This is a genomic window from Lysinibacillus sphaericus (assembly GCF_000600105.1).
In the GTDB taxonomy this organism is placed as follows: Bacteria; Bacillota; Bacilli; order Bacillales_A; family Planococcaceae; genus Lysinibacillus; species Lysinibacillus sphaericus.
The window spans coordinates 556,954-579,633 of sequence record NZ_CP006837.1 but is presented as its reverse complement, the minus strand read 5'-3'; the positions used below and the strand labels follow the sequence as shown (position 1 = coordinate 579,633).

The following is a 22,680-nucleotide window of genomic DNA, read 5'->3' as shown; positions in this document are numbered from 1 at the left end:
AGTAAAGGAGAAAAACTTCACAGCCACTATACTCTTGTCAAATTGTTGACAAATTTGTGTATAAACTTTCATAGATTCCAAAAGTTTTTTCGGAATAATGCAAAAAAAAGCTAATTTACGACATAAATATGCTCGTAAATTAGCGACGCATTTACCATTAGTTCTATTTACTCATTTTTTGAACTCAGAATGGTGTATTACTTGCTTTTTTGTAAAAAATCTAAGAGCGCTTCCACAATACGCTGTGAAGCATGCCCATCTCCATAAGGATTAGAGGCTTTTGCCATAGCTTCGTATGCTTCTTTATCCTCTAGTAATTCTTTTGCTAGAGAATAAATCGTTTCCTCTTCTGTACCTGCTAGTTTCAAAGTTCCAGCAGCAATACCTTCTGGACGCTCTGTTGTATCACGTAGCACTAGAACTGGCTTGCCTAATGATGGTGCTTCCTCTTGTACACCGCCAGAATCCGTTAAAATCATATACGAATTAGCAGCGAAGTTATGGAAATCAAAAACTTCAAGCGGTTCAATTAAATGCACACGTTTATTATCACCTAATATTTCGTTGGCAATTTCTCGAACAGCTGGATTCATATGCACCGGATAAACAACCTGAACATCCTCATGCTCCGCCAGCAGTCGAGTAATTGCTCGGAACATATGGCGCATTGGTTCGCCTAAATTTTCACGACGATGTGCTGTTAATAAGATCATGCGGTCATTTGCTATTTTCTCTAACACTGGATGTGTATAATGTTCACTCACCGTTGTAGCTAATGCATCAATAGCTGTATTGCCCGTTACATAAATCGTATTTGGATTTTTATTTTCGTCCAATAGGTTTTTCTTCGATACTTCAGTTGGCGCGAAGTGTAAATCGGCCATGACACCTGTCAACTGACGATTCATTTCCTCTGGATAAGGCGAATATTTATTCCATGTACGTAAACCCGCTTCAACATGACCAATGGCAATTTGATTATAAAATGCTGCTAAACTTGCAATAAATGTTGTTGCCGTATCGCCATGCACTAAGACAATATCAGGTTGCGCTTCTTTCATAACTTTATCTAAGCCTTGTAAAGCATTTGTTGTCACATCAATCAGTGTTTGACGATCCTTCATAATATTTAAATCGTAGTCTGGCGTAATCTTAAATGTTTCTAATACTTGGTCAAGCATTTGGCGATGTTGTGCTGTTACAGTCACAATCGATTCCACTTGCTCGGGATGCTTTTGTAATTCCAATACAAGCGGGGCCATTTTAATCGCCTCTGGTCTTGTACCGAAAATCGTCATCACTTTCCATTTTTTCGTCAAAACGATTTGCACCGTCCTTTGGTTATATTGTACGTTTAAAAAGCAATGCCCCTTCTTCACCTTGAAGTGCCAAGTTCGGGGGATGAATTGCCCAAACATACTATGAAACGTCCTTCAGTACTGAAGGACGCTTTCAAGTGCTATAAAGTTGCTGTTTATAAAACGATATTACTTCGTAAGCAATACACGCAATATTATTTTGTACCGAATAAACGGTCTCCAGCATCACCTAAACCTGGAACAATGTAGCCATGGTCATTTAACTTTTCGTCAAGTGCTGCAATATAGATATCCACATCAGGATGTTCGTCTTGAATCACTTTTACACCTTCAGGCGCAGCAATTAAGCACATAAATTTAATGCTTTTCGCACCGCGTTTTTTCAGTGAGTTGATAGCTTCCACTGCTGAACCACCCGTAGCAAGCATTGGGTCTACAATAATGAAGTCTCGTTCTTCAACATCTGCAGGCAATTTTGCATAGTACTCAACAGGTTTTAATGTTTCTGGGTCACGATAAAGACCGATATGACCAACTTTAGCAGCTGGAATAAGTTTTAATACACCGTCTACCATGCCGATTCCTGCGCGTAAAATCGGTACGATGGCAAGTTTTTTCCCAGAAAGAACTTTTGTTTTTGCAATGGTTACAGGTGTTTCAATTTCAATTTCTTCTACAGGCATATCTCGCGTAATCTCGAATGCCATTAATGTTGCTACCTCATCAACTAGCTCACGAAATTCTTTAGTTCCTGTATTTTTATCACGAATATAAGTTAACTTGTGTTGGATTAGTGGATGATCAAATACGTATACTTTGCTCAAAGGGGTTCTCTCCTAACCGTTCGGATTGATTTTTATCTCAACTAGTATAACAGAAAATATCAACTGTCTCAAAATTAAATTCGAGATATGCCCTTTTCTAGAGTGTTTGCTACATATACAAGCTAATTATACATCAAGTATAGTATCAAGTTGTGCAATTGACATTGGTTTATAATAGAAGTAACCTTGTCCGACTGTACAACCTAGCGCTCGTAAAATCTCAACCTGTTCCTCATTTTCTATTCCTTCCGCAACAGATGTCATGCCTAAATTTAAAGCTAGCTGAATAATGGAACGTACAATGGCTAATGTTGCCGCATCTTTTATGTCATTAATAAAACTGCGATCAATCTTTAACTCTGTGAACGGTAATCGTTGCAAATAGCTCAGCGAGGAAAAGCCTGTCCCGAAATCATCCACCGATGTTTGAAAGCCATAGCTTTTTAATTCTTTGATAATGGTGAATGCAGTTTGGAAATCGACTAAACCGATATTTTCAGTTACCTCTAAAATAATATTGCTTGGATCAATTTTATATTTTTCAACGAGCTGGCGGATATCCCTTACAAAATGAAGATAGTAAAAATGATCTGGCGAAATATTGACTGCAACTTTCACCAGCTTCTTGCCTAATTGTTGCCGCTCTGCTAGCCATGCAAGTACTATCTCTAACACTTGACTATCAATCTCACGAACCTTACCTGCATTTTCTGCAACTGGTATAAACATAGCCGGCGATACAAAGCCGAGAATAGGTGAATGCCAACGAGCTAAAGCTTCAATACTTTGAATTTCACCCGTTCGTAAATCTACTTTCGGTTGTAGATTTACAGAAATTTCTTTATTTTTAAGTGCTTGTGATAAATGATTTAGAACAGTCATTTGTTGCTCTAGTAAATCGTTGCGTTCTTTTGTGAATATTTCCATATGTGAGCCTGGTTTGTTAGCTGCATAAGATAGTGCATTATCAGCAAATCGGATGGCATCAGCTATTTTTATTGCTTTATCAAAATAAGAAATTCCAGTTTTTAACGTAATATAAATGTGCTTACCATTTATTATAAAGGGCTGGCGTGTTAATTCTTTGATGCGTTGTTCATAGTCACTGAATTCTTCTTTATGTGTAACTTGAGAAATAATAAGACTCGAACTTGTAAATCGAGCAATATATTCATTAATTTCGGTTTTATGTTCTTGGAGGCGTCGAGCAACTTGCCTTAATAACTCGTCGCCCGCTTCTCGACCGTATAATTCAACGACTTGATGGAATTCACTAGGTTGTATTATTTTGATAAAGCCAATATGCCCACGTTGTTCTTCCTGTTCAATCTTATTTAAAAAACTATGTCGATTCGGCAAACCCGTTGTAATATCCTTATAGGCTAAATCCCATATCTTTCTTTGTGTTTTTGCATACGTAAATGCTAATGCAACAAGTGCACCTATTTTTTCAAACAACTTATTAAACAATGTACTTTCGCTTGAATATTGCGAAAATATCATAAACAAGCCAATCGCTTGTTGCTTCTGATTACGAATAGGGACAAACCATCCAATTTGTTTATTTGTTGTATTGGCAAAACGTTTAAACTCTATTGGAATAGCAATATCTTCTAAGTTATTTGTAATTATCGTCGATCCCTGTTGCATCACCTGTCTATAAAAGTCGTTCATCTCACAAAATTGTGGTACATGGTCACGCATCCTATTAGAAGTAAACACTTGAAGTTGATTGGATTCTGTTTTAATAAGTATTGTACTAAAGACAAATGGAATAAAAAATTCATCTATGCCGCTACAAATAGTGTCCATTTTTTTGTAAAATGGCTCGTCTTTTTCTATCGCTTCGTAGATGGCTCTCTCTAATTGCATTATAAAATCTTCTGTATGATAATACGTTATATCCTTTACAAGTACTAACACAAATAAAGTTTCATTATTATGACTTTGAAAAGGAAGGGTCTGCATCTCGGCCCAAAATGGCGGCTTTTCAAAGCGATGGTGATGCAACTTTGCTGTCACCATTGCTCCACTATGTATTTTCTCTGTTATCATTTCAACTGTTGTCGTTTGTAACTGATTTGAAAGCATCTCAAAATAATCTTTTTTGAGAATCTCTGTATGACTTGCATTTATTAGCATGCAAAAAGATTCATTGCATTCTAGTATACAATTTGTTTTAGCATCTAAAATAACGTAGCTTTCTTTTGATTGTTCACCTAAGTTACGAATTGTCGTTAATAATATACTATTGTGTATATCCATAGATTTAGTAACCATCCAACCCCTCCCGTCTCTATCCACCAACTATAACTTCATTATATATTGTACATATAAATTCAATAAATTGTCACTTTTATAAAAAAATATTATCCTTTTCAGGACATTAGTTGTCCTTAGTGAATACAATATACCCTTTTATTATATATTTATGTAAAAAAACCCATAAATAAGATGATTTTATTTTTTGGGTAGCAAAAAAGTGATTATTGCAGATATATAAACAAAAAGGCCGTGGCTAAAGTGAACTTTACACTTTAGTCACAGCCTTTTCGCAATAATGATTATGCGTATAATGGATGTTTGTCAGTTAAAGCTTTTACGCGCTCTTTTGCTTCAGCTTTCACCGCTTCATCTTCAGGGTTTTTAAGTACAGCTGCAATAATAGCGCCGACTTCTTTCATATCTTCTTCTTTAAAGCCACGAGATGTTACAGCAGGTGTACCAATACGGATACCAGAAGTAACAAATGGAGATTCTGTATCGTAAGGGATTGTGTTTTTGTTTGTTGTAATACCTACTTCATCTAGTGCATGCTCTGCTACTTTACCAGTTAAGCCAAGAGATTTTACGTTTAATAGTAATAAGTGATTATCTGTGCCACCCGAAACGATTTCTACACCTTCAGCGATTAGCACGTCTGCTAAAGCGCGTGCATTTGCTTTAATTTGTTTGGCATATTCTTTGAACTCAGGTTGTAAAGCTTCGCCAAATGCTACTGCTTTTGCAGCGATTACGTGCATAAGTGGTCCGCCTTGGATACCTGGGAATACAGATTTATTTAATTTTTGCTCCCATTCTTTAGATGCAAGAATTAAACCACCACGTGGGCCACGTAATGTTTTATGTGTAGTCGATGTAACAAAATCAGCGTAAGGAATTGGTGATTGGTGCTCTCCAGCAGCTACAAGACCTGCGATGTGTGCCATATCAACCATAAAGTAAGCTCCTACTTCATCGGCAATTTCACGGAATTTAGCGAAATCAATTTCGCGTGGATATGCAGATGCACCCGCTACAATTAGTTTTGGTTTATGTGCTAATGCTTTTTGACGAACATCTTCGTAGTCAATTACATGTGTATCTTCTGTTACACCGTATTCAACGAAATTGTAAAGCACGCCTGAGAAGTTTACAGGAGATCCATGTGTTAAGTGACCGCCATGAGATAGGTTCATCCCTAGCACTGTATCGCCTGGTTCTAAAATTGTATGGTATACAGCCATATTCGCTTGTGCACCAGAGTGTGGTTGTACGTTAGCATATTCTGCACCGAAGATTTCTTTCACACGGTCACGTGCAATATCTTCAACTACGTCTACGTGCTCACAGCCACCATAGTAACGTTTTCCCGGATAACCTTCAGCATATTTGTTAGTAAGAACTGAACCTTGTGCTTCCATTACTGCTTCAGATACAAAGTTTTCAGATGCAATTAACTCGATATTCGCTTGTTGACGTTTTTTCTCTGCTAAAATCCCATCTAATACTGCTTTGTCTTGTACTGCTAATTTTTCGTATGCCATGTTTGAAAAAGCCTCCTAAGTATTATCGTTATTTACCTGTACCTCTGACAACAGAAGTAGTGTTATTTATATACAGCACGTTCGCCACCAATTAGCTTTGGACGTGTTGTTGCTACTGTGACAATTGCTTCCCCTACTGTTCGTACGGATGTACGAACTGGAACAGCTACTTCCTTTAAATGCATACCAATTAGCGTTTGTCCTATGTCAATACCTGCATGTGCACGTATCGCCTCTACAACAACTGGGTTTTCCAATTTTGTATACGCATAAGCTGACATTGACCCGCCTGCAGTACGAACAGGTATGACTGCTACTGGTTCATAGCCAAACTGTTCTGCAACTGAAGCTTCCATCGTAATTGCACGATTGATATGCTCACAACCTTGGAATGCTAGATATAGCTGATGTTTCTTTGCAAATGCTTGCAACGGCTCAAAAATCGCTTGTGCTGTTTCCAACGCACCCGCTGTGCCAATTTTCTGACCAATCACTTCAGACGTAGAGCAGCCTACGACAAAAATAGTCTTTGGTCGCAACACTACTTGCTCTTCGAAATCACTGAGTAACTGAGTCAATTGCGTTTGTATTTGTTGCACAACCATTAAGCTCAGCCCCTTTTATTGATGTCTTTTCCTTACGCTAAGCCGTACAATGGCATAGGGCAAAGTGACAGCATATGCTGCCACTGCCTATTCGCTATTGTGACCACGACTGAAAAAGCGTATTGTTTATTGTTCTAATTCAGCGATTTTTTCTACGCGGCGTGTATGGCGACCGCCTTCAAAATCTGTTTCAAGCCATGTTTTAGCGATTTCACGTGCAAGGCCAGGACCAATGACGCGCTCACCCATTGCTAAAATATTTGAATCATTATGGCAACGAGTTGCCTTTGCACTAAATACATCGTGTACTAAAGCACAACGAATACCTTTTACTTTGTTCGCAGCGATGGACATGCCAATCCCTGTTCCACAAATTAAAATGCCTTTATCAAATTCCCCGCTAGCAACACCTTCAGAAACTGGCTTTGCATAATCAGGATAGTCTACTGAATCCGCAGATTGTGGACCAAAATCTTCGTAGCTAATATTTAGCTCATCTAACAGTTGCATAATCTCACGACGTAAATTATTGCCTCCGTGATCAGAAGAAATTGCTATTCTCACTGGGTTCCCTCATTTCGAAATATAGTCAACATTAGTTTACCACTTCTCTCCCTAGAATAACATGATTTTTGTTGCATTTTTATGCTGATTTCTCCTAAAAGACGAACGTTTCTTGTAAGTTGATTAAAAAACGTTCATTTTTAGGTCTTTTTTTTGTGGATAATGTGAATATCCTGTTAATAAATTCGGATAATGGTCTTTTGTTCTAATATTCCCTCTTCTGAAGTTTGTCTGTTTTTTCTATTACGGTGGACAAACTATTTTGATATCTTTTCCAAAAGACCCCATTATCGTCCATGCCAGATAAAATAAAAAAACTGTGGGCATGCTTTTTAAGCTTGTCCACAGTCTAATTTTCTATGCTTGTCTATCAAATTGTTGAATCATTTTATGAAGCGCTTCAGATTGCTTTTTTAAATCTTGCGCAAGTTGTTCAACCTGCTCGATTGCATAAGCTTGTTCTTCTGTTGCACTGCTAACTTCCTGAGCACCTGCTGATGTTTCTTGTGCAATTGCTGCTACTTCTTGTGATTGTCGAGCAGTTGTTTCGATATTGTGCATTTGTTTTTCTATTAATGAAGAAATCTCGACAATTGCGTTTGCCATTTCATGCACACTAGAGGACATTCCTTCAACAGCTGTCGTTGTCTCTGATACGCGTGCTGCTTCTTTTGTTGCAAATGCTACCTGTTGATTCATTTGCTTCACGACAATCTCAACATTTTGTTGCATGGATTGGATTAGAGACGTAATGCCCTGTACTGCTTTTGCACTTTCATCCGCTAAGCCACGAACTTCTTCTGCTACAACCGCAAAGCCTTTTCCATGTTCTCCTGCACGAGCAGCTTCAATGGATGCATTTAACGCTAGTAAATTAGTTTGTGCAGCAATATCCCCTACTAAACTAATAATCCGTTCAACTTGTCCCGCATTGTCTTCCAATGTACGAATACTTTCTAACGCTTCGTTGTTGCCTGCTGCAATTTGTTGAATGCTGTTGACTAACGTTTCAATCGCTTTTGTTGTATTAGTTAAATTATGTAAAATCTCTTTCGATTGTGTTGCAGACTGTTCAGCTCTCGTATTGACTTCAGTTGCTAATGCTCGCACATCTTCAATTGCTTCTGCGGTATCTTGTACTGCTGTAGCTGACGCTTCGGCGCCTTCGGAAATATGTCTCACTGTCACCGCAATACCGTCTGCTTTCTTTGTAGCAACAGCGGTTTCATCGGAAAGCTTAATAATAGATTGATTTGTTTGTTGGAAGTTTTGATCGATGCTTTCTACCATATGTCGTAAATTTAACACCATTTGTTGGAATGCTATAGCGACTGAACGAATCTCATCATTTGTTTTCGGCATCACTACATCCTGTCCAATTTTACCTTCTGCAACACGTGTAGCAGAATATTCAAGCTGCTGTAATGGCTTGATTAAAATAACACTGAAAATTGCAGCTAAAATACCTGACCAAGTAATCCCTAATAAATAAGTAATCACTTCAAATAGCTTACGATTGGTTTCCGGGAAAACAGTAGGTTGTATAAATTCAATGAAGATAAAGCTTATACTATATGTGATTAGTGCAAGTATACTTACAAATAATACTAGTTTAAGTCGTAAGCCAAACTGTTTTTTCATAGTGCCCCTCAATTCTTCTCAAGTATTTTTACTAATCGTTCAACTAGTTCCTGTAATTCTGCAAAGGTTTCCTCATAAATTGCTTTACTTCCACCGTAAGGATCTACAACATTTTCATAGCTTCCTTCACTCGTATATTCCTTCAATGTAAAAACTTTTTCTTCCGTATGTGGATAGTTAGCAATGATGGTAGCTTTATGTGCTGTGGTCATCGTTAAAACGAGATCGGCCCACTCCACTTCTGCTATGGATAGTTGTGTAGCTAAATGCTGATGCGCTATATTCGCCTCATGTAAAACTTGCTGTGCATGTGCAGACATTTCTGCGTTCGGCATTGCATAAATTCCAGCTGAACGAACATTAACATCGGCGAGTTGTTTCTGTTTTAAAATGGCCTCTGCCATCGGACTGCGACAAGTATTCCCAGTACATACAAATAATATATTCACACTTATCACCTTCCTTATTTATTTTTTAATTGCAAGGATACTCATAATGATAAAAATAATGCCTGCAATTATTTGAATTTTATTTCCAAAAAAAACCTGACTTCTGCGTGCTAAAACTAAAGACCCATAAGAACAAATAAAAGCACTCAATCCAGCACTAATTATGAAAATTGTCTTTTCTAAGTTAAGCATACCAAAAGAAACACTCACTGAAAAGGTATCTAGGCTAGCAGTCACAGCTAATAAAACGGGTGAAATGGTTATTTTCTCATTTTTGTGAGAAGACAACAGTAAATGGAGGCCAATACTAAATAATAAAATACTTGAAATCCATTGTCCCCATTCTAACAAAAAACGCACTAAGTAGCTTCCTAATTCAAAGCCGAGCAGTGGAAAAAGCATATGTAACGTGGCTGTCCACACTGCCAAAAACAAGCGATATCTAACATTTGGAATTAATACAAATAATCCGATGACATCTACAGACGTTAAAATACCTGCAAGAATCCCCTGCAAGAATGCACTCCTTCGCTTTCTAATATTTTATCATTTTATGCTCGAAAATACAGTATTATCAATAATGTCCATATCAAAAAAAGCATCAAGAACGAACTTCCTTGATGCTTTCATATTACGGGTAAACTTGTGGATATCTCTGGTAAATTCTTGCTTGTCGCGATGAAAACTCGGCGCATCGCTACGAAATTCTCACCAATCGCCAGTAGAGTCTCGATGCATTCCAATGTTAACGTGTATACCATTTACCGCCCGCGGCTTTTTCGAGTCTGTTCATAATGGCGGCACCTACACCTTCAGTGGATGTTGTCGTCGCTAATATAATGGTAGCTTCTGTTTTATCGCAAGCACGTAACGCATGGTATAAAGACGCACCCATCTCTTCTTTGCTACCTGCTTCACCGATTGAAAAATAAAAATCCGTTTTAATATGCTCAAAGCTAGCAGGTGCTAGAAGTGCTACTTTATGTTGCTGTGCTTGAAGTTGCTGTATTGCTTGTTGCACTTTTTGGTCATCACAGTCGATTAAGTAGACAGGTGCATTGGGCGCATAATGCGTGTACTTCATACCTGGCGCTTTCGGTGTTTCTTCCATTGTCTGTTCTATTTTGGACGGTTGAATAACTGGGCCTATTACAGACTCTAACATTTCCTTTGTAATGCCACCTGGACGTAATATAACGGGTGGTTCATGCGTAACATCAAGGACGGTTGATTCAAAGCCAATGCCTGTTGGACCACCATCTAAAATATACGGTATGTACCCTTCTAAATCGTCTTTTACATGTATCGCCTCTGTTGGGCTTGGTTTCCCGCTTCGATTCGCACTTGGTGCAGCTAGTGGTTTTTGTATTTGCTGTAGTAATGCTAACGCAACGGGATGATCAGGCATACGAATGCCTACTGTTTTTAAGCCAGCTGTCACACTTTCTGCTAGCACATTTGGTTTTACTGGCATCACCAGTGTAAGAGGCCCTGGCCAAAATACATCCATACATTTTTTTGCAAGTTCAGAAATATGTTCTATATAAAGGTGAACTTCCTCTTTCGTTCCTACATGGACTATAAGCGGGTTATCGGATGGTCGACCTTTTGCCTTAAAAATCTTTTTGACTGCTTCATCATTTGTAGCCACTGCCCCTAAACCGTAAACCGTTTCTGTTGGAAATGCCACAACTTCTCCTGCATTTAAGATATCCACAGCTTGTGCATAAGTTATTTGACTATTCACATTACTGTCCACAATCTTGCAAACGGTTTCCATATGAAAAACCTTCTTTCAATCGTTGTTTTTTTCTGAATTATCCACATTTTGTTTATAACTTATCCATAATTGTGTATAAGTTATCTGAATTTGTGCACAATTACTCAAAAATTCCTTTAATCCATTCCCAAATAAAAAATGTCACTTGTTCTTTTTCTTCTTTCTTTTCTTCCTTTTTTTCCTCTTGTTCAGGTTCACAAATAGATGGGAAAATGCTGCACCACCAGTTATCGCCACGCGCATCACCAATTTTCACGACAATTGAATGATACATATTTTGTGGGTAAAACATCGATTCCTGTCTTTTCGGTGGAAATAAGTTATCCCCAAGTACAACTTGTGTATGCAATTGTGGATAATTTTCTTTTAATTGTGCTTCAATATTCTTTTTTAATGTCGCAATGCTGTCATTATCCACATCTGTAGTAGCACCTACTTGTAATAAATAAGGCTTTAAGTCTTTTACAAGTTGCTCTTTTTCTAGTTGATCATTCGTTGTATTGCTATTTGCTATAACTCTTATACGAAAATCTTTTTCTTGTTGATGATTCATAGCTTGCTGTGCAGAACCTATTAATGATGGAATATATAAAATACATAGTTGTAAAGCTATCGCAATGATTACTAGTCTAGCAAAGGCTAGTACACTATTTTGTTTTGGAAATCTAACAATCTTGTATTCGTTTAACATAAAAATCCCTCCTTGCTCAACATTGTGGTCAAGAAGGATAATCTTTATACATGAATTTCACAAAAAACCATACGAGGTTTTCCATTAATATCTTTTTCCACGGTAATACTAGCCTGTGGAAAACTTTCTTTAAAAAATTCTGCTACTTGCTCTCCCTGTGTATAACCAATTTCCAGTCCAATTAAAGCTGGCTTGTTCATTAGAGCCGGAAGCTGTTGTGCTAGTTTACGATATAACACAAGCCCGTCCTCTTCCGCAAAAAGAGCGCTATGTGGTTCATGCTCCAACACAATGCTAGACATCTCCTTCGCTTCTTCAAAGGCGATATATGGAGGGTTCGATAACACAATATCAAACTTTTCCCCAACTAAAGGTGCTGTTAAATCGCCTAGACGAAAATCAATATCCGCAGCTAGTAATTGTGCATTTTTTTTGGCAGTAGCTAATGCCGCAACAGATACATCTGTTGCTACAACTGTTAATTCTGGACATTCTAGCTTCATAGAAATGGCAATAGCACCGCTACCTGTTCCGATATCTGCTAGCTTTAGCGTTTTGTTTTCAAATAATTGGCCAATTCGATTGGTTGTTGCCAGCACTAATTCTTCGGTTTCAGGTCTCGGAATAAGCACCGACTCATCTACTATAAATGTACGTCCGTAAAATTCTTCGCTACCAATACAATACTGCACAGGTCGGCCACTTGCATGCTCTTCAATCAATTTTTCAAACCGTTCACTTTGCTCAAAGGTTAAGGTGTCTTGTAAGTGTAACATCACAGCCGAATACGTTGTGCCGAGTACATGCTGCATGACAATACGAGCAGCAGTCTCTTCGCGTCCATTATCCACTAAAAAAGAAGAAGCCCAATCAAGGGCCTCCATTACATTTTTATAGGTCATCATTAAGTCGCTCTAACTTCGATGCTTGCTCTTCTAAGATTAGCGCATCAATAATTTCGTCTAGTCTACCCTCAACGATTTGATCTAGCTTTTGAATTGTTAAGCCAATGCGATGATCTGTGACACGGTTTTGTGGATAATTGTATGTGCGGATACGCTCTGAACGGTCTCCCGAACCTACTGCTGACTTACGTGTTGCATCAATTTCTTTTTGTGCTTCTTGTAAATACATATCTGCTACACGTGCACGAAGAATTTTCATCGCTTTTTCACGGTTTTTAATTTGTGAACGTTCATCCTGCATGGATACAACAACACCTGTTGGTAAATGGGTCATACGAACAGCTGACATCGTTGTATTTACCGATTGCCCACCTGCGCCTGAAGATGCAAATGTATCGACACGGATATCTTTTTCGTGAATTTCAACATCTACTTCTTCTACTTCCGGTAAGCAAGCCACTGTCGCTGTTGATGTATGAATACGTCCTTGTGATTCAGTTGCTGGTACACGTTGTACACGGTGTGCACCATTTTCAAATTTAAATTTAGAATAAGCGCCTTGCCCGTTAATCATAAAGATTACTTCTTTGTAGCCGCCCATTGGGTTTGGTGTTGCTTCCATAATATCAATTTTCCAGCCTTGTGTTTCAGCATAGCGAGAATACATACGGAATAAGTCACCTGCGAAAATATTTGCCTCATCACCGCCGGCTGCACCACGAATCTCCATAATAACGTTTTTATTGTCATTCGGATCTTTCGGAATTAATAAAACACGAAGACGTTCTTCCAACTCTTCTTGCTGTTCTTTTAATGAGTTGAATTCTTCTTTTACCATCTCGTGCATATCCGGATCTTTTTCATTCTCTAACATTTCTCGTGTATCAACTAGTTGATCTTTAACACTTTTATATTCACGATAAGCATCCACTGTCTCTTGAATATCCGATTGTTCCTTTGAATATTCACGTAATTTTTTACTGTCGTTTACAATATCAGGATCACTTAAAAGCTCATTTAGCCTTTCATAACGATCCTCTACTGCTTGTAGTCTATCAAACATGGGCTTCACCTCTATTTAGTTCATTTATCTATATTCAAGTAGAAGTTCGCCTCTCTTTAAAGTGAATGAGACGAACACTATTTTCCTCTATTTATTAATTATTCCGGCTACGGATTACGTTAGGCGTAATTATATGCATGGAATATTTCCCTTACTTAGTATAAGGAAAATTCCGCGTGTATGCTACAATTATTCGGTGGATTGCTTAAAATCATGATAGCCATACGATGAAATTAACAATAGTCCACTTCCATGTTAACACAACTTTAAAGCGGTGGATGTGCGTGGCACTTTCGACAAACAGGATAGTAAGAATCGTTACCTCCGATTTTTATTTGATCGCCTGTATACACAGGTTTACCATTATCATCGACACGTAAATTCATCGTTGCTTTTTTATGGCAGAACCAGCAAATCGTTTTCATTTCTTCAATTTTATCTGCATATGTAAGCATATACTGACTACCCTCAAATAATTCATTTTGGAAATCATTCTTTAGGCCAAAGCCCATCACAGGAATATCTAGTTCATCCACAATATTCGCTAATTGTAGCACATGTGCCTTTTTTAAAAATTGCACTTCATCTACAAGCACGCAGTATGGCTTTACTTCATTATTTTTTACAAGTTCAAAAATATTTGTATCCTCATAAATTGGAATAGCCTCTTGTCTTAAGCCTACTCGACTTGAAACAAATCCAACCTCATCACGTGTATCAAGACCTGACGTAAAGATCATGACAGGCTTTTGCTGTTCTTCATAGTTATGGGCAACTTTTAAGATTTCTATTGATTTGCCACTATTCATCGCGCCATGTTTATAGTATAGCTGTGCCATTGTATTTTCTCCCTCCCTGTTGTCATTGGATTTTGAAAGGAATTATTTAAGCAATTAGCTTTAAGCCCGAACGATTATAGCTGTGGGTTGGCTTAAAATTTCAAAATCCGCTCTACTGCTGTTATATATTAAACGCCCGCAACGTTGCGAAAGAAACCTATACTCTAAGACGCAATGATTGCTTGCACTTTTTAAATACTGAAAAAAATACCTGCCAAGCACATGCTTGGCAGGTATTAAACTAACATTAGTTTTTAAGACCGTATTTTTTGTTGAAACGATCCACGCGACCATCAGCAGACGCGAATTTTTGACGGCCAGTATAGAATGGGTGACATTCGTTGCAGAACTCGACAACGATGTTTTCTTTTACTGAACCAGTTTTGAAAGTGTTACCACAAGAGCAAGTTACTGTTGCTTCTTTGTAGTCTGGATGAATTCCTTGTTTCATATTCGTTTTCTCCTCTCGCCCTGAACCATCTGGAACAGAGTAATTCGAACTGTACCTTACATAGCCCGAATATGTCGGCTACATATGTACACGTTGCATACTTTTGAAGTATAACATAGTTATTTTATTGTTTTCAAGCAAAAAATATTGAAAACTAATTTCATGTCATTACCCACGAACTTCGCAAAATAGCTTGGCACTATTTAACGCTAAAAGCCATCTGCAAATGCACCCGCAATTAATCTTACTTTACTAGAATGCAATAAAATCTAATGTTCTGTGCTCTTTTAAAGGCTCTACTTCAAGTAGTATTCACTTCGTAGCTAAAAGAAATACGTTCTTCTCAACCACTTATTGATAATGATTATCATTTTAGCTATACTTTTATTGAAGCCGTAAAAAACACCAGTAACGACAATTCGTTACTGGTGTTTCTGAGTGTAGATAAATTGTTTGAGAATTGTTTGAGTGACTGGCACCTTAAAGTAGGCCTTTACCTTTAGTGGCTTTTTTCATATCTTCATTTAACTTTTCGAAAAATTCTTCGTTTGATTTTGTTGTGCGTAGCTTTTTCAAGAAACGCTCTGCAAAATCTGGCGCATCTGAAAATGTTTTTCGGATTGCCCATAGTTTTTCAAGTTGTTCTGGCTCAAGAAGCAATTCTTCCTTACGTGTACCTGAACGACGAATATCAAGCGCAGGGAAAATACGACGCTCTGCTAATTGACGATCTAAGTGCAACTCTAAGTTACCCGTCCCTTTAAACTCTTCATAAATAACTTCGTCCATACGTGAACCTGTATCTACTAAAGCTGTAGCTAAAATTGTTAAGCTACCACCTTCTTCAATATTACGAGCAGAGCCGAAGAATCGTTTTGGTCTATGGAAGGCCGCAGGATCGATACCACCTGACAGCGTACGACCACTTGGCGGAATAACTAAGTTATATGCACGAGCAAGACGTGTAATGGAGTCCATTAAAATAATCACATCACGTTTATGCTCTACTAAGCGGCGTGCACGTTCTAACACAATTTCTGCTACCTTCACATGATTTTCCGGAACTTCATCGAAAGTAGAACTTACGACATCCGCATTTACAGAACGCTCAATATCCGTTACTTCCTCAGGACGTTCATCGATAAGTAATACGATTAACTCTGCCTCTGGATGGTTAGTTGTAATAGCGTTAGCAATTTCTTTTAATAATGATGTTTTACCAGCCTTAGGTGGCGCAACAATTAATCCACGTTGACCAAATCCTACTGGTGCTACTAAATCCATAATTCGAGTCGATAGATTGCGCTGTGTAGTTTCAAGCTTGATTTGGCGATCAGGATATAACGGCGTCAATGCTGGGAAGTGAACACGTTCTTTTGCTACTTCAGGATCTTCTCCATTTACAGCATCCACCTGTAGTAATCCATAGTAACGTTCATTTTCTTTAGGGGGACGCACTTTACCAGACACTTTATCCCCATTACGAAGATCAAAACGACGTATTTGAGAAGCAGAAATATAAATATCCTCTTTACTTGGTGAGTAATTAATTGGTCGAAGGAAGCCAAAGCCCTCTTGCGATACAATCTCAAGTACCCCTTCCATAAAGAAATAACCCTCTTGCTCTGAACGCGTTTTCAAAATAGCAAAAATTAATTCCTTTTTCGTTAGTTTGCTATAATACGAAATTTTGTATTGGCGTGCGAGGGCGTAAAGCTCCTTTAACGTCATGTTTTCTAATTGAGCGATTGTCAATGTAGACATATGCACAACTCCAGTCTTTTTCAAAATATAATGCATGTATTGGGGTAAACATAGAAGTTTTAAAGTAAAACTATGGGATGGTTTAAATGAAGAAGAAGGTACCTAGTGCAAATAGTTGCACTAGGTATATTTTAGAAGAAAATATTATTAATAGCTAGGTTTTTTATCAAGAGCGTGACGACCTTCTACAAAACGGACAGTACCTGACTTCGCTCGCATAACGACTGAATGCGTTAAAGCATAAGCACCTTTGTACTGCACACCTTTTAATAGCTCACAATCTGTAACAGCGGTTGCTGCAAAAATTGCATCGTCACCTTTTACTAAATCATCTAAGTAAAGAACTTTATCTACATCTACGCCCATTTGTTTACAGCGTTCTAACTGTTCTTCATCTTCTGGCACTAATTTAGCCTGGAAGTCTCCGCCAAGGCATTTTAATGCAACAGCCGATATAACACCCTCAGGTGCACCGCCCATACCAAACATAATGTCGATGCCTGTTTCATCAAAGGCAGTGTTAATCGCTGCTCCCACATCACCATCTTGAATAAATTTAATACGAGCTCCCGCTTCACGAATCTCATCTACTATCGCTTGATGGCGTGGGCGATCTAATAGAGTAGCTACTACATCTGAAATATCTTTATTTTTTGCTTTTGCTACTTGTAATAAATTATAAGTAACAGAGGCGTTAATATCAACTTTTCCTGCCGCTTCTGGTCCTACAGCAATTTTCTCCATGTACATATCTGGTGCATTTAATAGATTACCTTTATCAGCAATTGCTAATACAGTCATAGCACCGTTTGTACCTTTTGCCACTATATTAGTACCTTCTAAAGGATCGACTGCTATATCTACTTTGGGACCGCCATTACGAAGACCAAGCTCCTCACCAATATAAAGCATTGGTGCTTCGTCCATTTCGCCTTCCCCAATTACTACTGTAGCATGCATTGGAATCGTATCGAACATTGAGCGCATTGCTGTCGTTGCTGCATCATCTGCCTCAATTTTCAAACCGCGACCCATCCATTTCCCGGATGCGATTGCTGCTGCCTCTGTTACTCGTACTACTTCCATCGATAAACTGCGTTCCATTGTTGTTTTGCCTCCCGTTATCGGCATGTTTTATTTTACCGAAACATTCAAATTACCTTTATTGTAACATAATTGGCTCAAAACTTTTACCTTACATTACTCCTTTGCCTCTGCAACGCTAACCATAATTGTTTCACGTCGAATATCTGCGCCTAAGTCACGTAATTTTTCAATAAGTGAGCTATAGCCACGTTCAATATGATAGATATCATGAATTTCAGTTTCACCTTCAGCTAATAAGCCAGCTAGAACTAATGCTGCACCTGCGCGAAGGTCTGTCGCAGTGACACTTGAGCCATGTAATTTACTTGGACCAGTAATTATCGCTGTATTTCCTTCTACACGTGCGTTGGCATTCATACGACGTAGTTCATCAATATGCTTAAAACGAGCCGTATAAATGGTATCTGTGATCTTTGAAGAGCCAAGAGCTTGCGTCATTAACACAGAAAGTGGTTGCTGAATATCCGTAGGGAACCCAGGATAAACTATCGTTTTGACGTCAACCGCTTGCAATGTAGATAGGTCTGTTTTAGGAACAAAAATACTTTCCTCGTCTATGTCAATCTTGACGCCCATTTCACGAAGCTTTGCTGTAATTGCCTCTAAATGCAATGGAATGACATTATCTATCGTAATGCCGTCGCCAACTGCTGCTGCCATTATCATAAATGTAGCGGCTTCAATACGGTCTGGAATAATTGTATGTTCCGTTCCATGCAGTTCCTCAACACCTTCAATGCGAATAACACTTGTACCCGCACCTTTAATATTGGCACCCATATTCGTCAGGAGTGTGGCTACGTCAATTATTTCAGGTTCTTTTGCGGCATTTTCAATAACCGTACGTCCCTTTGCACGTACCGCAGCAAGCATAATATTGATTGTTGCACCAACGCTTGCGACGTCTAAATAAATTTTAGCGCCGATTAATTCTTCAGCACGCAAATAAATCGCACCATGCTCGTTAGTAATTTTAGCGCCAAGGGCTTCAAACCCTTTAATGTGTTGATCGATTGGACGCGGCCCTAAGAAACAGCCACCCGGCAAACCGATGACAGCCTTTTTAAAGCGACCAAGCATGGCACCCATTAAATAATAAGAGGCGCGGAGTTTTTTTACATTACCATTTGGCAACGGTAGTGCAACCATATCGGATGGATCAATAATCATTTTGCCATCCTCAAATTGCACTTCTCCACCAATCTCTTCTAACAAGGCTTTTAAAGTCCAAGCATCTGAAATTTCGGGAATCCCTCCAATTGTCACTGGAGAGTTCGCCAAAATTGATGCTGGAATTAAGGCGACTGCACTATTTTTTGCACCACTAACTTTAATTGTACCCTTTAGACGATTTTCGCCTGTAATTTTATAAACATCCATTTCGCGTTCTCCCTCATGATTGGAAAGTAATTTTTGCATTTGACTCACTTTATAATCTTATTATTCACCTTTTCGCTTATTCCAATCCGCTAAAAATCCTTCAATTCCTTTTTCCGTTAATGGATGGTGGAAAAGTTGTTTTAACACTTTGAAAGGAGTTGTTGAAATATGTGCGCCAGCAAGAGCTGCTGCCGTTACATGTTGCGGGTGACGAATAGAAGCAGCAATAATTTGTGTTTCAATATTATGGATTGTGAAAATATCTGAAATTGTTTCGATAAGTTCAACACCATTTTGACCAATATCATCTAAACGGCCGATAAATGGTGATACATATGTAGCACCTGCACGCGCAGCCATTAATGCTTGGTTGGCACTGAAAATAAGTGTTACGTTTGTTTTAATGCCTTTGTTTGCAAAGAAGCGACACGCTTCTAAACCAGCGGGTGTCATTGGTAATTTCACTGTAATATTCGGTGCAATAGCCGCTAATTCTAGACCTTCTTTAATCATACCTTCAGCATCTAATGCAATAACTTCTCCACTTACTGAGCCATCAACTAGCTCGGCAATTTCACGTAGACGATCATGGAAAGATACGTTCTCCTCTTTTGCCACTAATGATGGGTTTGTTGTAACGCCTGATAAAATGCCCCATGCGTGTGCTTCTTTAATTTCATCAAAGTTTGCTGTATCAATAAAAAATTTCATAATATTTCCTCCCTAACCCTATTTATTTATATTATTAATTTTTTTCAAAAAAGTTATGATTTCAAAAACAAGAGAAGGTCGATTGCTAGCATCAACACTTCTCTTATTATGTGTATTCATCTATGCTTTTGTACCATATGTGAAGCAAAAATTATGCTTTTTGTGCACTACCAAATTCACGGATTTTACCGATAACTGTTGTTTTAATTGCTTCACGTGCTGGTGCTAGGAATTTACGTGGATCGTAAACAACTTTATCGTTGTCAAGGATTTCACGAATCACTTTAGTCGCAGCGATTTGATTTTCAGTATTCACATTAATTTTAGCGGTACCTAATGAAATGGAACGTTGAATATCTTTTGTTGGAATACCTGTACCACCATGTAATACTAAAGGAAGATCTGCTAATTTAGAAATTTCTTCCATTTCTTTGAAACCTAAGTTTGGTTCACCTTTGTATGGACCATGAACAGAGCCGAGCGCTGGCGCTAAGCAATCAATATCTGTTAATTCAACCATTTTACGGCACTCTTCTGGATCAGCGTACATAATACCACCAATTACGCCATCTTCGTCGCCGCCAACTGTTCCAAGCTCAGCTTCTACAGAAACGCCTTTCGCATGTGCATATTCAACTACTTTTGAAGTAATTGCAATATTTTCTTCGAAAGGATGATGTGATGCATCAATCATAACAGAAGTAAATCCTGCATCAATCGCTTCTTTACATTTTTCAAAGCTTGAACCATGGTCAAGGTGAATAGCTACTGGCACTGTCGTACCATAAGATTCCATTAAACCTTTTACCATGTGTACAACTGAAATAAATCCGCCCATATATTTACCTGCGCCCTCAGATACGCCAAGGATAACCGGTGATTTTTCTTCTTCTGCTGCTTGTAAAATTGCTTGCGTCCATTCAAGGTTGTTGATGTTGAATTGACCAACTGCATAACCTTCTGCCTTTGCTTTAATTAACATCTCTTTCATAGATACTAACGCCATACTAAAAATCCTCCTTTTAGGACTATTCTTTATACATAATTGTGCTATTCAATCATAGCAAAAATATAATCCCCTGAAAAGAAATTTCAGGGGATTATATTTTCTGCACCGAAAGCGTAGTGCTAACGCAGCGGCAGGTGCCTCTTTAAATAAAAAAAGAAATTTCAGGGGCTACTATTTTTGCACCGAAAGTGGAGAGTAACGTAGCAGTTAGTCTGAGTTGATGGTAGCGGAGACGTCGACTTCTGCGGGAACGCATACAACGTAAGACGCGTGCATTCTGCGCGTTAGCGAGGGTTGTGGCTTACGTGTGTGCCCGCGGAAGGCGTCCGTTGTAGCACACATCAACAGCACTAGCATGCGCAACAAATAACACCTATGTATAAAAAAACAGGCGGTGTTTGCCACTGCCTGCTTAACTATGTTTTTAACGTTTTATTTACTTCGTCACGCACTTCAAAAATATCAAACGGCTTCGTAAAATATCGAATTGCCCCTAATTCCAACGCCTCCTGCACAACATCTAATTCACCGTATGCTGTCATCATAAAGACAGGTAATTCGGGCCATTTCTCTTTTAAACACTTTAAAATTTCTATGCCATCCATGCCAGGAATCTTCATGTCTAGCAATACACAGTCTATCGATTCTTCCTCTGCATAACGTAGTGCCTCAGCGCCATTCGCTGCTAAATATGTAACGTAACCTTCTTTTTTTAATACTTCATTTAATAGCAAACGAATTCCCTGCTGATCATCAACAATTAGTAATCGTTTCACATTGCATTCCGCCCTTTTTGAATTATTATTCTTGCACAAAAAGATCTATATATGTAATATTCTCCTTTTACAGCTTAATACCTTCTAGTATTATAAATTATCTACTCTTTTGCTTTATGCTTCACACATCCATATAATATTGATTGAGGTGGAATCATGTCAAAAATTCTAACAACACAGTTGAGCGGATTATTACAAAGAATAACACAAAATGAAGAAGAAGCTATTGAAGAAACAGCACGATTACTTGCACAAGCTGCGATAGGCGAAGGCAATGTCTATTTTGCTTGCTTTGGTGAAATGCAAGTTGTCGAATTAAATGCACTTCAAGGTGTTGAGCGTTTTTCTAAGCTACTCCCTTGGACCGAGCATACAGTCGTTAGCAAAGCAGATCGCATCTGTATTTTTACACGCAGTGCTCATGATCAGGAAGCATTAGCCTTAGCACAAAAATTGAGTGCTCAATTTATACCATTTGCAGCAGTGGCGAGTGAAGTAGCAAATAACGAAAATCCATTAGCCGATTTAGCGTATACATATATCTCAACTCGTATGCGCGGTGGTTTAATGCCTAATGATTTAGGTGAGCGTATTGTTGTACCGCATGCAATAGCTGCACTGTTCATTTATGAAGCTGTAAAAGTAATTTATGATGAAATGCTTGGCTTGGATGAGGAACTATAATCGTTTCTTAATATGCACACAAAAAAGCTATAAACAAGAGGCTGGGACATACATAAGAGAAAAGGTGTTAGATTGATGGCAGTCAATCTAACACCTTTTTTGCTATATCGTTGTTGTCCGCTACGACGGTGCTTTCCGCTCAGCACCGTAAGCCGCAACCCTCTGCTTTCGCGCGTATGCCCGCGTCTTACATTATGTGCTGTTCTGAGCTGGAGTCACCACCTTCGCTACCAACAACTAGTGAACACTTCTAATTTTTATTAATTGCAAAAGCAAGAATAGCTAAGGTCTCCATATAGCAAAAATTTATGA

At 38.4% G+C, this 22,680-nt stretch carries 22 protein-coding genes; 1 reads left to right on the top strand and 21 read right to left on the bottom strand.

What is annotated here, in order from left to right; translation table 11 throughout:
- Positions 1-197: 197 nt before the first annotated feature.
- The 21 genes from wecB to T479_RS02590 form a co-directional block, all read right to left on the bottom strand.
- Positions 198-1,319, bottom strand: a complete 1,122-nt coding sequence (gene wecB / locus T479_RS02690; RefSeq protein WP_024362899.1) for a non-hydrolyzing UDP-N-acetylglucosamine 2-epimerase — start codon at positions 1,317-1,319, stop codon at positions 198-200.
- A 194-nt stretch (positions 1,320-1,513) separates the two neighbouring features.
- Positions 1,514-2,143 carry a uracil phosphoribosyltransferase gene (gene upp, locus T479_RS02685; protein ID WP_024362898.1) on the bottom strand — a complete coding sequence of 210 codons (630 nt, stop codon included), beginning with the start codon at positions 2,141-2,143 and terminating at the stop codon, positions 1,514-1,516.
- A gap of 126 nt (positions 2,144-2,269) precedes the next feature.
- Entirely contained in the window at positions 2,270-4,423 is a 2,154-nt protein-coding gene (locus T479_RS02680) for an EAL domain-containing protein (protein WP_025218585.1), read from the bottom strand.
- A 284-nt stretch (positions 4,424-4,707) separates the two neighbouring features.
- Complete coding sequence (gene glyA / locus T479_RS02675; protein ID WP_024362896.1) at positions 4,708-5,949, bottom strand: serine hydroxymethyltransferase; 1,242 nt, start codon at positions 5,947-5,949, stop codon at positions 4,708-4,710.
- 62 nt (positions 5,950-6,011) lie between these two features.
- Complete coding sequence (locus T479_RS02670) at positions 6,012-6,554, bottom strand: TIGR01440 family protein (protein WP_024362895.1); 543 nt, start codon at positions 6,552-6,554, stop codon at positions 6,012-6,014.
- A 126-nt stretch (positions 6,555-6,680) separates the two neighbouring features.
- On the bottom strand, positions 6,681-7,118 hold the full coding sequence (gene rpiB, locus T479_RS02665) for a ribose 5-phosphate isomerase B (protein ID WP_024362894.1): 438 nt from the start codon (positions 7,116-7,118) through the stop codon (positions 6,681-6,683).
- A 357-nt stretch (positions 7,119-7,475) separates the two neighbouring features.
- Positions 7,476-8,759 carry a methyl-accepting chemotaxis protein gene (locus T479_RS02660; protein ID WP_024362893.1) on the bottom strand — a complete coding sequence of 428 codons (1,284 nt, stop codon included), beginning with the start codon at positions 8,757-8,759 and terminating at the stop codon, positions 7,476-7,478.
- A gap of 8 nt (positions 8,760-8,767) precedes the next feature.
- A complete protein-coding gene (locus tag T479_RS02655) occupies positions 8,768-9,208 on the bottom strand; it encodes a low molecular weight protein arginine phosphatase (RefSeq protein ID WP_025218584.1) in 441 nt (146 codons plus the stop codon).
- Between the two features lie 18 nt (positions 9,209-9,226).
- Entirely contained in the window at positions 9,227-9,724 is a 498-nt protein-coding gene (locus T479_RS02650) for a manganese efflux pump MntP (RefSeq protein WP_024362891.1), read from the bottom strand.
- A 229-nt stretch (positions 9,725-9,953) separates the two neighbouring features.
- Positions 9,954-10,988: an L-threonylcarbamoyladenylate synthase gene (locus tag T479_RS02645; protein WP_025218583.1), complete on the bottom strand. Its 1,035-nt coding sequence runs from the start codon at positions 10,986-10,988 to the stop codon at positions 9,954-9,956.
- A 100-nt stretch (positions 10,989-11,088) separates the two neighbouring features.
- Positions 11,089-11,679 carry a stage II sporulation protein R gene (locus T479_RS02640; RefSeq protein WP_025218582.1) on the bottom strand — a complete coding sequence of 197 codons (591 nt, stop codon included), beginning with the start codon at positions 11,677-11,679 and terminating at the stop codon, positions 11,089-11,091.
- A 44-nt stretch (positions 11,680-11,723) separates the two neighbouring features.
- Positions 11,724-12,584 carry a peptide chain release factor N(5)-glutamine methyltransferase gene (gene prmC / locus T479_RS02635; RefSeq protein ID WP_025218581.1) on the bottom strand — a complete coding sequence of 287 codons (861 nt, stop codon included), beginning with the start codon at positions 12,582-12,584 and terminating at the stop codon, positions 11,724-11,726.
- The gene (gene prfA, locus T479_RS02630; RefSeq protein WP_024362887.1) at positions 12,571-13,647 is read right to left on the bottom strand and encodes a peptide chain release factor 1; all 1,077 of its coding nucleotides are present in this window, start codon (positions 13,645-13,647) and stop codon (positions 12,571-12,573) included. The genes prmC and prfA overlap by 14 nt, the downstream gene beginning before the upstream one ends.
- Before the next feature lie 266 nt (positions 13,648-13,913).
- The gene (locus T479_RS02625; protein ID WP_024362886.1) at positions 13,914-14,486 is read right to left on the bottom strand and encodes a thymidine kinase; all 573 of its coding nucleotides are present in this window, start codon (positions 14,484-14,486) and stop codon (positions 13,914-13,916) included.
- Positions 14,487-14,733: 247 nt separating this feature from the next.
- Positions 14,734-14,937, bottom strand: a complete 204-nt coding sequence (rpmE, locus tag T479_RS02620) for a 50S ribosomal protein L31 (RefSeq protein ID WP_004269457.1) — start codon at positions 14,935-14,937, stop codon at positions 14,734-14,736.
- Between the two features lie 480 nt (positions 14,938-15,417).
- The gene (rho, locus tag T479_RS02615; protein WP_024362885.1) at positions 15,418-16,701 is read right to left on the bottom strand and encodes a transcription termination factor Rho; all 1,284 of its coding nucleotides are present in this window, start codon (positions 16,699-16,701) and stop codon (positions 15,418-15,420) included.
- 147 nt (positions 16,702-16,848) lie between these two features.
- On the bottom strand, positions 16,849-17,805 hold the full coding sequence (gene glpX, locus T479_RS02610; protein ID WP_024362884.1) for a class II fructose-bisphosphatase: 957 nt from the start codon (positions 17,803-17,805) through the stop codon (positions 16,849-16,851).
- Between the two features lie 96 nt (positions 17,806-17,901).
- Complete coding sequence (locus tag T479_RS02605; protein ID WP_024362883.1) at positions 17,902-19,188, bottom strand: UDP-N-acetylglucosamine 1-carboxyvinyltransferase; 1,287 nt, start codon at positions 19,186-19,188, stop codon at positions 17,902-17,904.
- A 60-nt stretch (positions 19,189-19,248) separates the two neighbouring features.
- Positions 19,249-19,899: a fructose-6-phosphate aldolase gene (gene fsa / locus T479_RS02600; RefSeq protein ID WP_024362882.1), complete on the bottom strand. Its 651-nt coding sequence runs from the start codon at positions 19,897-19,899 to the stop codon at positions 19,249-19,251.
- A 151-nt stretch (positions 19,900-20,050) separates the two neighbouring features.
- Positions 20,051-20,905, bottom strand: coding sequence for a class II fructose-bisphosphate aldolase (locus T479_RS02595; protein WP_024362881.1), 855 nt, complete (start codon positions 20,903-20,905; stop codon positions 20,051-20,053).
- Positions 20,906-21,324: 419 nt separating this feature from the next.
- Positions 21,325-21,684 carry a response regulator gene (locus tag T479_RS02590; protein WP_025218580.1) on the bottom strand — a complete coding sequence of 120 codons (360 nt, stop codon included), beginning with the start codon at positions 21,682-21,684 and terminating at the stop codon, positions 21,325-21,327.
- Positions 21,685-21,840: 156 nt separating this feature from the next.
- Between T479_RS02590 and T479_RS02585 the strand changes: the two genes are divergently transcribed.
- Complete coding sequence (locus T479_RS02585; protein ID WP_025218579.1) at positions 21,841-22,368, top strand: DUF2529 family protein; 528 nt, start codon at positions 21,841-21,843, stop codon at positions 22,366-22,368.
- Positions 22,369-22,680 lie beyond the last annotated feature (312 nt).

Coding starts and splice junctions, on each gene's coding strand:
- T479_RS02680 (WP_025218585.1), bottom strand. CDS start 4,423: ATGGTTACTAAATCTATGGATATACACAATAGTATATTATTAACGACA.
- glyA (WP_024362896.1), bottom strand. CDS start 5,949: ATGGCATACGAAAAATTAGCAGTACAAGACAAAGCAGTATTAGATGGG.
- T479_RS02670 (WP_024362895.1), bottom strand. CDS start 6,554: ATGGTTGTGCAACAAATACAAACGCAATTGACTCAGTTACTCAGTGAT.
- T479_RS02660 (WP_024362893.1), bottom strand. CDS start 8,759: ATGAAAAAACAGTTTGGCTTACGACTTAAACTAGTATTATTTGTAAGT.
- T479_RS02645 (WP_025218583.1), bottom strand. CDS start 10,988: ATGGAAACCGTTTGCAAGATTGTGGACAGTAATGTGAATAGTCAAATA.
- T479_RS02640 (WP_025218582.1), bottom strand. CDS start 11,679: ATGTTAAACGAATACAAGATTGTTAGATTTCCAAAACAAAATAGTGTA.
- prmC (WP_025218581.1), bottom strand. CDS start 12,584: ATGATGACCTATAAAAATGTAATGGAGGCCCTTGATTGGGCTTCTTCT.
- prfA (WP_024362887.1), bottom strand. CDS start 13,647: ATGTTTGATAGACTACAAGCAGTAGAGGATCGTTATGAAAGGCTAAAT.
- T479_RS02625 (WP_024362886.1), bottom strand. CDS start 14,486: ATGGCACAGCTATACTATAAACATGGCGCGATGAATAGTGGCAAATCA.
- rpmE (WP_004269457.1), bottom strand. CDS start 14,937: ATGAAACAAGGAATTCATCCAGACTACAAAGAAGCAACAGTAACTTGC.
- rho (WP_024362885.1), bottom strand. CDS start 16,701: ATGTCTACATTGACAATCGCTCAATTAGAAAACATGACGTTAAAGGAG.
- glpX (WP_024362884.1), bottom strand. CDS start 17,805: ATGGAACGCAGTTTATCGATGGAAGTAGTACGAGTAACAGAGGCAGCA.
- T479_RS02605 (WP_024362883.1), bottom strand. CDS start 19,188: ATGGATGTTTATAAAATTACAGGCGAAAATCGTCTAAAGGGTACAATT.
- fsa (WP_024362882.1), bottom strand. CDS start 19,899: ATGAAATTTTTTATTGATACAGCAAACTTTGATGAAATTAAAGAAGCA.
- T479_RS02595 (WP_024362881.1), bottom strand. CDS start 20,905: ATGGCGTTAGTATCTATGAAAGAGATGTTAATTAAAGCAAAGGCAGAA.
- T479_RS02585 (WP_025218579.1), top strand. CDS start 21,841: ATGTCAAAAATTCTAACAACACAGTTGAGCGGATTATTACAAAGAATA.